Below are 13,500 nucleotides of genomic sequence, written 5' to 3'. Positions count from 1 at the left end.
GCTTCAGTGCACGGCCCGCGCCACCTCGATCGGATGGGTGAGCTGCGGATAGTGACCGGCGCCGGGGATCTCGGTCACCGGATGCCCGGCCGTCACGGTGAGCGGGTCGGCCGCGCCCGTCACGATCCGGACCGGGACGCCCGCCCGTTCCAGCAGGGCCCGGGAGCTCTCGCGCTCGGCGAAGGCGGTGCGCAGGGCCGCGACCACCCGGCGGGCCACTCCGGGCCGGCGCAGATCCGCCGCGGCGCTCGCCACCTCCGGCCCCTCCGCAACCCCGAGCGTCCCGGCCAGCTCGGCGGGCGACATACGACGCAGCTTCGGTACGGCCAGCCGCGACCGGGTGATCCGGGCGCCGGGAGCCTGCAGGAAGGCCGGGGCGAGGAGGACGAGAGCGCCGACGCGCTCCGGATGCCCGGCGGCGTAGCGCAGGGCGGGACCGCAGGCCAGCGAGTGCGCGACCAGCACGGGACGGGTGCCCACCGGGCCCATCAGCGCCTCCATCCAGGCGCCCATCGGCGCGGCGGGCGCCGAACGGCCCAGGCCGGGCAGGTCGGGCGCCAGGACCGGGCCGTCGAGGTGCGCGGCGAGCGGCGCCCAGAGGTCGGCGTTCATCGGCAGCCCGTGCAGCAGGACGTACGCGGGCCGGTGCCGTTCCCCGGCGATCCACGTGCGGCTGCCCGCGACGTCGTGGAACCCGTACGGGCGCAGCGCGGGCGTCGCGGCGCCGAAGCGGGTGCCCACCAGGTCGTCGGCCCACGCCCGCACCACGTCGCCGACCGGCGGCGTCTCCAGGCCCGCACGCGCGGCGAACGCGCGGGCCGAGGCCGTCGGATAGCGCTCGGCCGACAGGAACGACAGCGTCTCGGGGTCGGCCCCGGTCAGCGCGCGCGGCAGGCGCCGTAGCAGCCCGGCCGGGATGGAGCGCCGGGGCGCCCGCACCCCGAGGTGGGCGGCGATCAGGCCGATCAGCTCGGGCAGCGGCGGGGTGTCGTCGTCGAGCACCCAGTAGTGCTCGCCCGCCGGACCGCCCGGGATCTCCGCCAGGAACCGGGCGAAGTAGCCGGCCGCGACGACCGGGACGAAGGTGGCGGGGCCGCCGGGCAGCGCGGGCAGCCTGCCGTTCCACAGGTCCTGTACGAGGGTGGCCGGGCCGATGTACTGGCCGGGCCCGATCACGGCGCTGGGGTTGGCGATGGTCAGCGGCACCCCGAGCGCCGCGGCCCTGGCGCGCACCGCGAGGTCGCCCTCGATCTTCGAGGCCTCGTACGCGCCGAGCGCCGCGTAGTCCGGCGGCCCGCTCGCCGCGCTCACCCGGTACCCGCTGACGTGCACGAGGCGGCGCAGGTCCGGCAGCGTGGCGGCCCATTCGAGCACGTGGAGCGCCCCGGCTACGTTGGCCGCCCTGGCCGCCTGCCTGGTGAGGCCGAAGGCGTAGCGCCCGGCGGTGTTGTAGACGTCGCGCGCGCCGGGCAGCCCGGTCAGGGGCCGCGTGATGTCGGCGGTGACGACGCTCAGCCCGCCCGAGCCGACGCCCCGGGCGTCCAGCCACGCGGTGAGGGTGTCTTCGCGTACGGCCGCCGCCACCCGCTGCCCCCGTGCCAGCAGTTCGGCGACCAGGTGGCGGCCGATGAAGCCGCTCGCGCCGAAGACGATCGCGTCCACAGAACTCCTTGAATAGATCGATCTACATATTTTCTGGCCGGAGAAAGAGCCCGCCGGTTGCGCGGCGGGCGGGGATCAGCGCAGCAGGGCGGCGATCTGGCGGGAGACGCGGTTCAGCGGCTCCCTGTCGCGATGCGTCCTGGCCAGCAGGAGCGCGCCCTCGACGAGCGCGAGGATGGTGAGCGCCAGGTCGTCGGCGTCCGGGCGGCCCTGCAATCGGGCGCGCAGGGCGTCCTCCCACGAGCGGTAGACCTGCGAGCACACCTGCTGCAGCGGATCGCTGCCGGCGGCCGTCTCCAGCGCGACGGTGGCCACCGGGCAGCCCTTGCTCCAGCCCGACTCCTCCAGCCGATCGCCCAGGAGGCGCAGCATGCCCTCGGCGAACGCGGCCACCGTGGGAGCGGTGGCGGCCAGGGCGTCCATGGCCTCGCCGATGCGCCGGCCGGCCCGCCGTACCGACTCGGCGACGAGCTGGTCCTTGCCGCCGGGGAAGTGGAAGTAGAGCGAGCCGCGGGGGGCGCCGCTGAGCGCGATGACCTGGTTGAGCCCGGCGCCGGCGTATCCGGCGGCCTCGACCAGGTCTTGTGTCGCGTCCAGCAGGCGCTCGCGCGTCTCGGCTCCCTTGTGTCCCATGCCGGACAAACTAGACCGGTCTACATATTTCGTCAATTCAGCCGGTGAACTCCTTGCCCCAGTCGTAGGTGAGCCAGCGCTCGGGGCGTACCCGGACGGTCTGCATCGAGCGGATGTATCCCTCGGCCGAAGTGAAGAACCGCTCCCCCGCCTCGGGCCCCAGATACCGGATCGACCAGCGGCGGTACTCCTGCAGGTCGACCGGCTCGTAGCCGAGCACCGGCCCCTCGATCGTGACGTACTTGTAGGGCATCTCCTCCTGCTGCACCGTGAACGTCACCCGTCCCGCGGCCCGGATCTGGGCCATCTTGCGGCTGTCCGGGCTGGTGGCGAAGGTGAGCTCGCCGCCGGGCTCGTAGCCGTACCAGATGGGCACCGCCATCGGGCCCGCGCCGCCGTCGTCGGCCACGCTCAGCACCCCGATGTGCGTACCGGCCAGGAAGCTCTCCCGCTCGTCCGTCGTCATGCGCGTCGACATCATCGGCTCCTCATCGTTGGTGGATCGACACCCGTCATCCTTCTGCGCGCCGCGCACGATCGGCTGCGGACTCGCTGGGGGTATGCCGTCGGCTGAACCGGCGCCTCAACCGCGCGGGTGGAAGAGCAGCGCCTCGTCACCCGGGCGGCAAATCAGCTGCAGGCCGACGGGCAGGCCGGCCGCCGTACCCGCCGGGAGGGACAGGGCGGGCAGGCCCAGCACGTTCCAGGGGCTGGTCAGTGCCAGCAGGGTGGCGCGGACGGCGGCGGGACGGCCCTCGATCGCGATCTCGCGCTGTCCGATGAGCGGGGCGGTGATGGGCACCGTCGGCAGGGCCAGCACGTCGTGCTGCTCGAACAGCGCCTCGGCGGCCGCGGCCAGGCCCGCGCGCGCGTCCATCGCCTGGACGTAGCGCCAGCCGGGCATCTCCATGGCGGCGTGCAGGCGTTCGAGGGTCTCCGGTTCGTACAGTCCGGGCGCGGCGGCCAGGCGGCCGGCGTGCACCGCGGCCGCCTCGCAGCTGTGCATGGCGGCGTAGGTCTCGCGCAGGGCGGGGGCGAGGCCTTCTGGCCAGCCGATCTCCTGCGGGGTGCCGGCCGCGGCGCGGGCGAGCCGTACCACCTGGGGGTCGAGCGCGGACAGCTCGGCGGGGTCGAGCCAGGCCACCCGCGGCGCCCTGGCCCGTCCGCCGTCATCCGCCCGCCCGCCCTTATCCGCCCGTGCGCTCTCATCGGCCCGTCCGCCCTTATCCGCCCGTGCGCCGTCGTCTGCTCGTCCGCTCTCATCGGCCTGGCGGCCGTCGTCGCCGGTCAGGCAGCGGTAGGCGAGCAGGCAGTCGCGCGCCGAGCCGGCCAGGACGCCCACGTGGTCGAAGGAGCGGGCCAGCGGGAAGACGCCGTCGGCCGGGATCGCGCCGTAGGCGGGCTTGAACCCCGCCACCCCGCACAACGCGGCCGGGATGCGGACCGATCCGCCCGTGTCGGTGCCGAGCGCGAGCGGCACCAGGCCCGCCGCCACCGCGGCCGCGCTGCCGGCGCTGGAGCCGCCGCTCATCCGCGCCGGGTCGCGGGGGTTGCGCACCGGACCGGTGGCCGACAGGTCGCCCGTGGGGCCGTAGGCGAACTCGTGGGTCGTGGTCGTGCCCACGATGACCGCCCCGGCCGCGCGCAGCCGCCGCACGCAGGCGGCGTCGGCGGGCGCGAGGTTGGCGGCGAAGTGCCGCGATCCCATGGTGAGCGGCAGCCCGGCGACGCCGATGAGGTCCTTCACCGCGACGGGCACGCCGTGCAGCGGCCCGCGGTCGGTTCCGGCGGCCCGTTCGTCGTCGGCCCGCCGCGCCGCCGCGCGGGCGCCGCCCGCGTCGACGGTGACGAACGCGTTGAGCTTGGCGCCGGGCCCGGCGATCGCGTCCAGGGCCAGCTCGGTGAGCTCGGCCGACGTGGTGCGCGCCTGGCGCAGGTCCTGGGCGAGGCCGTCGATGGTACGGCCGGCGAAGGGGCCGGTCATGGGGACCTTTCCGCAACAGTGGGATCTTCGTGCAGATCCCACTGAATACCACCGGGCCCCCGGCAGGCGCGAGCCCCCTCCCCTCGGGCAGGCCGACACCAGCACGTTCCCCCTCGCCGTCTGCGCCTTCGGACCCCTCGGCGCCCGGCTGACCCGCCCCAGCGCGCCTCCTCCCCTCGCCGCCTGCGCCTTCGCAGCCCGGCCGACCCGCGCCAGCACGCGCTCTCCCCTCACCGGCAACGGCTTCGGGCCTTTGCCGGCGCCGGGCCGTCCCCGCCGCGCGTGCGGTCAGAAGTAGTCGGGCTGGGCGACGCGGCCGCGGAAGGCCCACCACAGGAAGGCCTGGTAGCCGAGGATGACCGGGACGATCACGACGCCGAAGCCGGTCAGGAACTGCAGCGTCGCGCCGTCGGCCGCCGACTCGGCCAGCGTCAGCCCGGCGCCCGGCGTGACGGAGGAGACCAGCAGGTACGGGTAGTTGGCCAGGCCCGTGGCCACGACCGGGAGCCCGGCGGCGGCCGCGGTGGCGGCGAAGGCGAGGCCGGGACGGGAGGCGGCCAGGGCGGCGCGGGCGCCCGCCAGCAGCGCCGGAAGGGCGAGGGCCGCCACGATGGCCGGCGCCGCGTGGTCCGGCCGGACACCGAGCGCCGTCCCGGCGGCGGCCGTCGCCACCGCCGCGATCATCGCCCACCCCGCCGCCCGCCGTGCGAAGGCGGCGCCGCGGGCGGCCACCTGCCCGCCGGCGCGCAGGGCCAGGAAGGCGCCGCCGTGCCCGGCGAAGACCAGGACGGTGGTCAGCCCGCACAGCAGCACGAAGGGGTGCAGGACCTCGCCCGCCGACAGGGTGAAGCTGTGGCCGCCGTGCAGCGGAACGCCGGTCAGCAGCAGCCCGACCAGCATGCCGAGCGCCATCGCGGGGATGAGCCCGCCGGCGGTGAGCAGCACGTCCCAGACGCGCCTGCCCCCAGCGCTGACGCCACGGCCGCGCAGCTGGACCGCGCTCTTGCCGGCGACCAGGCCGAGCAGCAGCGCCACGATCAGCGGGTAGGCGCCCGACAGGAGGGTCCCTTCGAGAAAGGGGAAGGCGCCGAACAGTACGCCCGCGGCGCCGATCAGCCAGACCTCGTTGCCGAAGAAGAACGGGCCGAGGGCGGCGAGCGTCTGACGGCGGGCGTTCTCGTCCCGCCCGGTGAACGGCAGTGCGAGCTGTACGCCGTAGTCGTAGCCGCCGAGGATGAAGGATCCGGTGAGCAGGAAGCCCAGGATCGCCAGCCAGACAATGTCCATGGAGCCGTTCCTCTCAGAAGGTGGGGGGCGTCTGGGCCGGCTGCCCGAGGTGGGCGGAGTGGGGGCCGCGGCGGGCGTAGCGGATGATCAGCGTCCAGTCGGCGACGGCGAGCGCGCCGAGCACGAGCGCGAAGCTGAGCAGCGAGGTGAGCATCGCGCCCTGGCTCACGCCCGGCGACAGGGCCTGGGCGGTGGTGAGCTCGCCGTAGACGACCCACGGCTGGCGGCCGGTCTCGCGCAGGACCCAGCCGCCCACCGAGGCCAGGAACGGCAGCGGGATCGCGAGGATCAGCGCCCGGTGCAGCGGGCGGGTCAGGCGTCCGCCGTGGCGCAGGGCGGCGCCCAGGAGCAGGGCGACGGCGGCGTAGATGGGCAGCCGGTAGGGGCCCGCCTCGCCGAAGGCGACGCCGCCGGCGAACTCCCCCGCCGGCAGCGCCGTCAGCAGGACGGCCACGACGGCGACGGCTTTGCGCCGGGTCAGGCGCTCCCGGAAGACGATCATGACGGCGAACAGCGCGACGAGGCCCAGGACGTAGCCGAGCCAGAGCATCGCGTACTGGCCCCACACGGCCCAGTGCGGCGGGATGTAGTCGCCGGGGCCGTGGACGGCCCGCATGGCGTTCTGCAGGTGCTCCACTTCCGCGCCGCCGGACAGCAGGCCGAGCTTCATCGGCTGCGTCGCGGCCAGCAGGGGGTACTGCAGGGCGCCCACGACGTAGACGGCCAGGCTCGCCACGGCCGCGACCAGGACGCCCGAGCGCAGCGGGCGGCGAAACTCCCGCCGGCCGCGCAGCAGGTGGTGGGCGCTGATCCCGGCGACGAAGACGCCGCCGGTCAGCAGCGCCGCCGCCACGACGTGGCCGAGCGCGACCAGGGCGCTGGGGTTGGTCAGCAGGGCGCCGAAGTCGGTGAGGTAGGCCACGCCGTCGCGGATGAGGTAGCCGGTGGGGGCCTGCATGAAGCCGTTGGCGACCAGCACCCAGTACGCCGAGACGTAGGCGGTCAGCGTCACCAGCCAGATCATGCCCGCGTGCAGCCAGGGCCGCAGCCGCCCCCACCCGAAGATCCACATGCCGAGGAAGGTGGACTCGGCGAAGAAGGCGATGAGCGTCTCCAGGGCCAGCGGGGCGCCGAAGACGTTGCCGGCGAACTTGCTCAGCCCGCTCCAGTTCAGGCCGAACTGGAACTCCATCACCAGCCCGGTCGCGATGCCCAGCGCGTAGTTGATCACGTACAGCCCGCCCCAGAACCGGGTCATGCGCTCGCGGGCGGCTTTGGTGTCCGGGTCGCGGGCGCGTACCGCCGAGGTGTGCATGAGCGCCACCAGCGGGACGAGGCCGAGCGTGAGGATGACGAACAGCCAGTGCACGCCGGTGGTGAGGGCGAACTGGAGACGGGCCAGATCCACGATGTTCACGCCGCCGACCGTAGGCAACCTCGGCATATGCTGTCCAAGACCGAAATATCCATCAGTTCATAGCTTTAGAGGCATAATGGATTTGCTGCCGCTGCGTTACTTCCAGGCCGTGGCCCGGCACGAGCACATCAGCCGGGCCGCCGAGGAGCTGCGGGTGGCCCAGCCGTCGCTCAGCCGGACCATCGCCCGTCTCGAAGCCGACCTCGGGGTGCCGCTGTTCGACCGGCAGGGGCGCCGGGTGCGGCTCAACCGGTTCGGCGCGGCGTTCCTGCGGCGGGTGGACCGGGCGCTGGGCGAGCTGGAGGACGGGCGGCGCGAGCTCGCCGACGCCGCGGGCCTGACCCGGGGCAGCGTGACGGTGGCCTCGGAGACGCTGATCATGCTCGTCGAGCCGGTCAAGAGCTTCATCGCCGCGCATCCCGGTGTCGGCGTGCGGCTGCTTCAGTCCGACACCGACACGATGGCGCTGCGGCTGCGCGAGGGCGAGGTCGACCTCTGCCTGACCTCGCAGCCGCTGGAGGGCTCCGGGTTCGGCGAGCGGGTGTTTCCCGCCGAGCAGGTAATGCTCGCGGTGTCGCCGGCCCACCGCCTGGCCGGGCGTAGCCACGCCACGATGGCCGACCTGCGCGGTGAGCGGATCGCGACCACGCCCCCGGGCCACTGGCAGCGCGCGATGATCGAGCGGCTGTTCGCGGCGGCCGGCATGGAGCCGGTGTACGCGTGCGAGGCCAACGAGGCCTACGCCGTCGTCGAGCTGGTCAGCGCCGGGCTGGCCATCGGCTTCGTGCCGGCCTGGTCGGCCGCCAACCCGGCGGGCCCGCCGATCGTCCTGCTCCGCCTGGACGCGCCCGGCTGCGAGCGCGTCCAGCGGCTCATCTGGCGGGAGCGGGCGTATCTGTCGGCCGCGGCCCGGCTGTTTCGCGAGCACCTGCTGGCCGCGCTCCTGCCGGAGGACTAGCGGCCCAGCGGCACGCGTTCCTCGTGGGTGGTCGCGCCGTGGAAGCCGCCGTCGGCCGAACGGGTGATGATCCCGGTCTCCACGCCGTGCGCGACCAGGCGGCGATCGCCCTGCTGCAGGGCCAGGCAGATCCAGCGCGTCAGGGCGAAGGCGAGGATCGGGCCGGCGACGACGGCGACCTGGAAGGCGATCGTCACGGCTTCGAGCGACAGGTGGAACCGGTGGGCGAGCTGGTCGTTGGACGCGGCCGCCCACAGCAGGCCGTAGAAGGTGACGCCGGCGGCGGCCAGCGCGGTGCGCACGGCGGCCTCGCGGGGGCGCTGCAGGATGTCGTGCCGGGCCCTGGCCTTCTTGATGCGGGCGCTGGTCTTGGGGCGGCCTTCGGCGTCACGCCGGGTACGGCGTTCGGCCAGGCGGCGCTCCAGCAGGGGGTAGCCGGCCAGGACGGTGAAGAAGACGCCGGGCACGGCCAGGGTGGGCACCAGGACCGCGAGGCTGAGGGTGTAGCCGAAGACGGTGGCCTCCCAGGCGGGCATGAGCCGCAGGGCGCCGTCGAGGAAGCCCATGTACCAGTCGGGCACCGATCCGGCCGAGACGTGGGTGGGGTTGGCGGGGCCGTACAGCCAGATGGGGGCGACCTGGAAGGCCAGCCCGAGCACGAGCAGCACGCCGACGGTCGTCAGCGCCATGATCGGGCGGGCACGGCGGCGGCCGGGGGCCGCGTCGGCGAAGCGGGTGTGGCCGTGACGGCGCAGCAGCCGGGCGCGCACGGCCAGCAGCGCGATCATGGCGGCGGGGATCACCAGGACGTGCGCCCAGTACAGGACGGTGATGACGTTCTCGCCGGGGAATTCGGCGCCGAACAGCAGGTACATGCCGTAGGAGCCGACGACGGGGATCGACTGCAGCACCGACTTGATCAGCCACAGGCTGCCGCCCGAGAGCATGTCGTCGGGCAGGATGTGCCCGGTCTCGCCGGCCGCCATGGCCAGCGGCAGCAGCGTCACCCAGATCAGCCACTGCGCGGTGCGCGGGTGGCGGAAGGCGCCGGTGACGAACATGCGCAGCAGCTGCAACGCGACGGCGGCGGCGAACACCAGCGCCGCCCAGTGGTGCACCTGGCGCACCAGCAGGCCGCCGCGCACCTCCAGGCTCAGGTGCATCGTCGAGTCGAACGCCTTGCTGACCGGGATGCCGCTGAGCGGGGTGTAGACGCCGTCGTACAGCACGCGCGAGGTGCTGGGGTCGAAGAACACCATGAGGAACAATCCCGTGACCAGCAGCACGACGAACGACCAGATGGCGATCTCGGCGAACATGAACGTCCAGTGGGAGAACTGGAAGGTACGGCCTTTGGCCGGCAACAGGCGCATGGGAGCCCCCTCGTCTCGTCTCAACAACACGACGAAACAGGGCGCGGCGACGTGACGCCCCCGCGGGTGATACGCATCACGTGCGCGTGCCGCCTAACCGCGCCCTCAGGACAGGCGGCGGGTCAGGTGCACGGTCACCTCGTCGCCGAGCCCCTTGCCGATGATCTTCCGGAAGGGGGCGCGCAGCGGCATCATGTGGCTGCCGCCGCCGATCGGCAGCAGGGTCGCCTCGTAGGCGTGGCCGTCCACGGTGCCGGCCACCTTGACGGCCTTCCCGGTGCCGAACACGCCGGCCGAGCCGGGCATCCGCACGCAGGGCCAGCCGCTGTTGGAGTCGGCGACGACCGGCGCGGTGAAGGTGGTGTCGATGGGCTCAGCCATGGTGGGTTCCTCCGTCGTGGGTCAGGGCCGGGACGCCGGCTCCGGTCAGCTCCCCCGCCCGGGTGGGGCGTCCGGAGACGGCCAGCAGCAGCGCCAGGGCGCTGCCGCGCACCTGCGGGCCGTCGCCGGCGTCGAGGTCGGTGTCGGTGGCGACCAGGCGCAGCCCATCGGCCCGCTGGCGGCCGCCGCCCTGCCCGACGCTGGTGCGCAGCTGGTAGCGCAGCGCGGCGGCGACGGGCTCGGGCGGGTAGGGCCGGGTCAGACCGAGCGGGCGGCGGATGTCCTCCGCGTGGACGAACGCCTCCACCAGCCGGGTGGCCTTCGGCGCCGGGGCGCCTGTGGTGCGGTGGCTGACCGCGCGGAAGGCGGCGAGCGTGTCGCGCGGGTCGGCGGCGCGCTCGCGGGCCACGCCCGCCTGGTTGTAGCGGTCGAAGTCGAAGCGGGCGGCGGCCAGGCGCAGCAGGAAGGAGGCCGGGGTGGTCCGCGCGTCGTCGACGAGGTGGGCCAGGACGTCGTGGACGTCCCAGCCGGGACACAGGGACGGCGTGGCCCACCGCTCGGCGGGGACGTCCTCCAGGTCCCGGATCAGCGCCTGGCGTTCGGCGTGGACCGCGGGCCAGATCTCGTTCACGTCTCCCCCTCGTCGATAACTGAACTGAACTGTACAGGACAGATACTCCTGTACTCAAGGGTTCAGTTAGAGGTAGGATGCGGGACGTGGGCACAGACAGCACCAGGACGGCCGCGCCGACGGGCAAACGCGCCGAACGCAACCGGCAGGCCATCGTGGCCGCCGCGCGCGAGATGTTCACCCGCGACGGCTTCGAGGCCGGCATGGACCTGATCGCCGCGCGCGCCGGCGTGTCCAAGGTGACCGTCTACAACCACTTCGGCAGCAAGGAAGAGCTGTTCACCGAGGTCATCGGCCTGGCGATGGGCGAGGCGCACGCCACGATGGCCCAGGTCAGAACCGAGCTGGCCGGCACCGGGGACGTGCGCGCGTCCCTGCTGCACACCGCCCGCGCCCTGGTCAGTGCCGCCACCGACCCGACCAGGCTGGCCCTGCGCAACCTCGTCACCGGCGAGCTGCGCCGCTTCCCCGACCTCGCCCGCGCCTACCGGGAGCACGGCCCGTCCCGCTCGGCCCACGAGCTGGGCGCGCTGTTCGGCGACCTGTGCGCGCGCGGCCAGCTCGAGATCGACGACACCGAGCTGGCCGTGCTGCAGTTCTTCAGCCTGACCGTCTACCCCCACCTGATCGCCGCCTCCATCGGCGCCGCCCTGCCCGCCGACCTCGCCGACCGGCTGATCACCGACGGCGTGGAGACCTTCCTGCGCCGCTACGGGAGCTCTCAGGCGCCCACGTAGGCGGCCAGGTGCTCGCCGGTCAGCGTGGAGCGGGCGGCGACCAGGCCTGCCGGGGTGCCCTCGAAGACGATCCGGCCGCCGTCGTGCCCGGCGCCGGGGCCGAGGTCGATGATCCAGTCGGCGTGCGCCATGACCGCCTGGTGGTGCTCGATGACGATCACCGACTTGCCCGAGTCGACCAGCCGGTCCAGCAGGGCGAGCATCTGCTCGACGTCGGCCAGGTGCAGGCCCGTGGTCGGCTCGTCGAGCAGGTAGACGCCGCCCTTGTCGGCCATGTGCGTGGCCAGCTTCAGCCGCTGCCGCTCCCCGCCCGACAGCGTGTTGAGCGGCTGGCCCAGGCTCAGGTAGCCGAGCCCCACGTCGGCCAGGCGGCCGAGGATGGCGTGCGCCGCCGGGGTGCTCGCCTCGCCCGCGCCGAAGAACTCCAGCGCCTCGGTCACCGGCATCGCCAGCACCTGGCTGATGTCGCGGCCACCGAAGCGGTACTCCAGCACCGAAGCCTGGAAGCGCTTGCCCTCGCACTCCTCGCACGGGGTGTCGACGCCGGCCATCATGCCCAGGTCGACGTAGATGACGCCGGAGCCGTTGCAGTTGGGGCAGGCGCCCTCGGAGTTGGCGCTGAACAGGGCCGGCTTGACGCCGTTGGCCTTGGCGAACGCCTTGCGGATCGGCTCCAGCAGCCCGGTGTAGGTGGCCGGGTTGCTGCGGCGCGAGCCGCGTACCGGGGCCTGGTCGACCGAGACGACGCCGGCCGAGGCCGGGATGGAGCCGTGCAGCAGCGAACTCTTGCCCGAGCCCGCCACGCCCGTCACGACGCACAGGACGCCGAGCGGGATGTCGACGTCGACGTCCTGCAGGTTGTGGCGGGTGGCGCCGCGGATCTCCAGCGTGCCCTTGGGCGTGCGGGTGGAGTCCTTCAGCCGGGCGCGGTCGTCCAGGTGGCGGCCGGTGATCGTGCCGGCCGCGCGCATGCCCTCGACGGTGCCCTCGTAGCAGATGGTGCCGCCGGCCGTACCGGCGCCGGGGCCGAGGTCGACGACGTGGTCGGCGATCGCGATCGCCTCCGGCTTGTGCTCCACGACCAGCACCGTGTTGCCCTTGTCGCGCAGGCGCAGCAGCAGTTCGTTCATGCGCTGGATGTCGTGCGGGTGCAGGCCGATGGTCGGCTCGTCGAAGACGTAGGTGACGTCGGTCAGGGAGGAGCCGAGGTGGCGGATCATCTTCACGCGCTGCGCCTCGCCGCCCGACAGCGTGCCCGCCGGCCGCTCCAGCGACAGGTAGCCCAGCCCGATCTCCACGAACGACTCCAGCGTGTGCACCAGCTTGGCCAGCAGCGGCGCCACCGTCGGCTCGTCCAGGCCGCGCACCCACTCGGCCAGGTCGCTGATCTGCATCGCGCACGCCTCGGCGATGTTCATGCCCTTGATCCGCGAGGACCGCGCCAGATCACTCAGCCGCGAACCCCCGCACTCCGGGCAGGAGGCGAAGGTGACCGCCCGGTCCACGAACGCCCGGATGTGCGGCTGCATCGCCTCGCGGTCCTTCGACAGGAACGACTTCTGGATCTTCGGGATCAGCCCCTCGTAGGTGTAGTTGCCGCCGTCGACCTTGACCTTGGTCGCCTCCTTGTACAGGAAGGCCTGCATCTCCCGCTTGGTGAAGTCACGGATCGGCTTGTTCGGGTCGACGAACCCCGACTCGGCGTAGATCCGCACCGTCCAGAAGCTGTCGGACTTCCAGCCGGGAATCGTGAACGCGCCCTCGGAGATCGACTTGGAGTCGTCATACAGCTGCGTCAGGTCGATGTCGGAGACCTTGCCCCGGCCCTCGCAGCGCAGGCACATGCCGCCGGTGATGCTGAAGTCGCGCCGCTCCTTGACCGTGTTCCCGCCGCGCTCCAGCGTGACCGCGCCCGCCCCGCTGATCGAGGCCACGTTGAAGGAGAAGGCCTGGGGCGAGCCGATGTGCGGCTGCCCGAGCCGGCTGAACAGGATGCGCAGCATCGCGCTGGCGTCGGTGGCGGTGCCGACCGTCGAGCGCGGGTCGGCGCCCATCCGCTGCTGGTCGACGATGATCGCCGTGGTCAGCCCGTCGAGCACGTCGGCCTCCGGCCGCGCCAGCGTCGGCATGAACCCCTGCACGAACGCGCTGTAGGTCTCGTTGATCATCCGCTGCGACTCGGCGGCGATCGTGTTGAACACCAGCGAGCTCTTGCCCGAGCCCGACACACCCGTGAACACCGTCAGGCGGCGCTTGGGGATCTCGACACTGACGTCCTTGAGGTTGTTGACGCGCGCGCCGTGCACGCGGATCAGGTCGTGGGTGTCGGCAGCGTGCGGCATCGTGTCTCCATCGTGTGCGCGTGAACGGTACGCGGGGTCCCGCCGTGTAGATTTAAGCAGTTTGTCTGGTTTCTTGGGCGCGTGTGTCCCTCGGG

At 73.2% G+C, this 13,500-nt stretch carries 12 protein-coding genes; 2 read left to right on the top strand and 10 right to left on the bottom strand.

Features of this window, described 5'->3' with window-relative positions; genetic code table 11:
- Nucleotides 1–3: 3 nt before the first annotated feature.
- The 6 genes from ACFWYW_RS22140 to ACFWYW_RS22115 all read right to left on the bottom strand — a co-directional run bounded on the left by ACFWYW_RS22140 (nucleotide 4) and on the right by ACFWYW_RS22115 (nucleotide 6,983).
- Nucleotides 4–1,662, bottom strand: coding sequence for an alpha/beta fold hydrolase (locus ACFWYW_RS22140; protein WP_379641047.1), 1,659 nt, complete (start codon nucleotides 1,660–1,662; stop codon nucleotides 4–6).
- 75 nt (nucleotides 1,663–1,737) lie between these two features.
- Entirely contained in the window at nucleotides 1,738–2,295 is a 558-nt protein-coding gene (locus tag ACFWYW_RS22135) for a TetR/AcrR family transcriptional regulator (protein WP_379621006.1), read from the bottom strand.
- Nucleotides 2,296–2,332: 37 nt separating this feature from the next.
- Nucleotides 2,333–2,761 (bottom strand): pyridoxamine 5'-phosphate oxidase family protein, encoded by a 429-nt coding sequence (locus ACFWYW_RS22130; RefSeq protein WP_379621008.1) that lies wholly within the window; start codon nucleotides 2,759–2,761, stop codon nucleotides 2,333–2,335.
- Nucleotides 2,762–2,878: 117 nt separating this feature from the next.
- The gene (locus ACFWYW_RS22125) at nucleotides 2,879–4,279 is read right to left on the bottom strand and encodes an amidase (RefSeq protein WP_379621010.1); all 1,401 of its coding nucleotides are present in this window, start codon (nucleotides 4,277–4,279) and stop codon (nucleotides 2,879–2,881) included.
- A gap of 288 nt (nucleotides 4,280–4,567) precedes the next feature.
- Nucleotides 4,568–5,566 (bottom strand): cytochrome d ubiquinol oxidase subunit II, encoded by a 999-nt coding sequence (cydB, locus tag ACFWYW_RS22120; RefSeq protein WP_379641046.1) that lies wholly within the window; start codon nucleotides 5,564–5,566, stop codon nucleotides 4,568–4,570.
- 13 nt (nucleotides 5,567–5,579) lie between these two features.
- Entirely contained in the window at nucleotides 5,580–6,983 is a 1,404-nt protein-coding gene (locus ACFWYW_RS22115; protein WP_379621014.1) for a cytochrome ubiquinol oxidase subunit I, read from the bottom strand.
- 76 nt (nucleotides 6,984–7,059) lie between these two features.
- Here ACFWYW_RS22115 and ACFWYW_RS22110 point away from each other — a divergent pair, with 76 nt between their 5' ends.
- Nucleotides 7,060–7,941 carry a LysR family transcriptional regulator gene (locus tag ACFWYW_RS22110; RefSeq protein WP_379641044.1) on the top strand — a complete coding sequence of 294 codons (882 nt, stop codon included), beginning with the start codon at nucleotides 7,060–7,062 and terminating at the stop codon, nucleotides 7,939–7,941.
- Here ACFWYW_RS22110 and ACFWYW_RS22105 read toward each other — a convergent pair.
- The 3 genes from ACFWYW_RS22105 to ACFWYW_RS22095 all read right to left on the bottom strand — a co-directional run bounded on the left by ACFWYW_RS22105 (nucleotide 7,938) and on the right by ACFWYW_RS22095 (nucleotide 10,326).
- A complete protein-coding gene (locus tag ACFWYW_RS22105; protein WP_379621018.1) occupies nucleotides 7,938–9,314 on the bottom strand; it encodes a cytochrome bc complex cytochrome b subunit in 1,377 nt (458 codons plus the stop codon). The genes ACFWYW_RS22110 and ACFWYW_RS22105 overlap by 4 nt on opposite strands.
- Before the next feature lie 105 nt (nucleotides 9,315–9,419).
- Nucleotides 9,420–9,695: a DUF1905 domain-containing protein gene (locus ACFWYW_RS22100; protein WP_379621020.1), complete on the bottom strand. Its 276-nt coding sequence runs from the start codon at nucleotides 9,693–9,695 to the stop codon at nucleotides 9,420–9,422.
- On the bottom strand, nucleotides 9,688–10,326 hold the full coding sequence (locus ACFWYW_RS22095; RefSeq protein WP_379621022.1) for a maleylpyruvate isomerase family mycothiol-dependent enzyme: 639 nt from the start codon (nucleotides 10,324–10,326) through the stop codon (nucleotides 9,688–9,690). The genes ACFWYW_RS22100 and ACFWYW_RS22095 overlap by 8 nt, the downstream gene beginning before the upstream one ends.
- Nucleotides 10,327–10,412: 86 nt before the next feature.
- Between ACFWYW_RS22095 and ACFWYW_RS22090 the strand changes: the two genes are divergently transcribed.
- On the top strand, nucleotides 10,413–11,063 hold the full coding sequence (locus ACFWYW_RS22090; protein ID WP_379621024.1) for a TetR/AcrR family transcriptional regulator: 651 nt from the start codon (nucleotides 10,413–10,415) through the stop codon (nucleotides 11,061–11,063).
- Here ACFWYW_RS22090 and ACFWYW_RS22085 read toward each other — a convergent pair.
- On the bottom strand, nucleotides 11,048–13,405 hold the full coding sequence (locus ACFWYW_RS22085) for an ATP-binding cassette domain-containing protein (protein WP_379621026.1): 2,358 nt from the start codon (nucleotides 13,403–13,405) through the stop codon (nucleotides 11,048–11,050). The two genes, ACFWYW_RS22090 and ACFWYW_RS22085, sit on opposite strands and share 16 nt — an antisense overlap.
- Between the last annotated feature and the right edge of the window lie 95 nt (nucleotides 13,406–13,500).

The sequence above is a fragment of the Nonomuraea sp. NPDC059023 genome, assembly GCF_042740095.1.
Classification (GTDB): domain Bacteria; phylum Actinomycetota; class Actinomycetes; order Streptosporangiales; family Streptosporangiaceae; genus Nonomuraea.
The sequence above is the reverse complement of the archived record's forward strand: the minus strand, read 5'-3'. Positions and strand labels throughout refer to the sequence as shown.

Coding starts and splice junctions, on each gene's coding strand:
- ACFWYW_RS22130 (WP_379621008.1), bottom strand. CDS start 2,761: ATGACGACGGACGAGCGGGAGAGCTTCCTGGCCGGTACGCACATCGGG.
- cydB (WP_379641046.1), bottom strand. CDS start 5,566: ATGGACATTGTCTGGCTGGCGATCCTGGGCTTCCTGCTCACCGGATCC.
- ACFWYW_RS22100 (WP_379621020.1), bottom strand. CDS start 9,695: ATGGCTGAGCCCATCGACACCACCTTCACCGCGCCGGTCGTCGCCGAC.
- ACFWYW_RS22105 (WP_379621018.1), bottom strand. CDS start 9,314: ATGCGCCTGTTGCCGGCCAAAGGCCGTACCTTCCAGTTCTCCCACTGG.
- ACFWYW_RS22110 (WP_379641044.1), top strand. CDS start 7,060: ATGGATTTGCTGCCGCTGCGTTACTTCCAGGCCGTGGCCCGGCACGAG.
- ACFWYW_RS22125 (WP_379621010.1), bottom strand. CDS start 4,279: ATGACCGGCCCCTTCGCCGGCCGTACCATCGACGGCCTCGCCCAGGAC.
- ACFWYW_RS22085 (WP_379621026.1), bottom strand. CDS start 13,405: ATGCCGCACGCTGCCGACACCCACGACCTGATCCGCGTGCACGGCGCG.
- ACFWYW_RS22135 (WP_379621006.1), bottom strand. CDS start 2,295: ATGGGACACAAGGGAGCCGAGACGCGCGAGCGCCTGCTGGACGCGACA.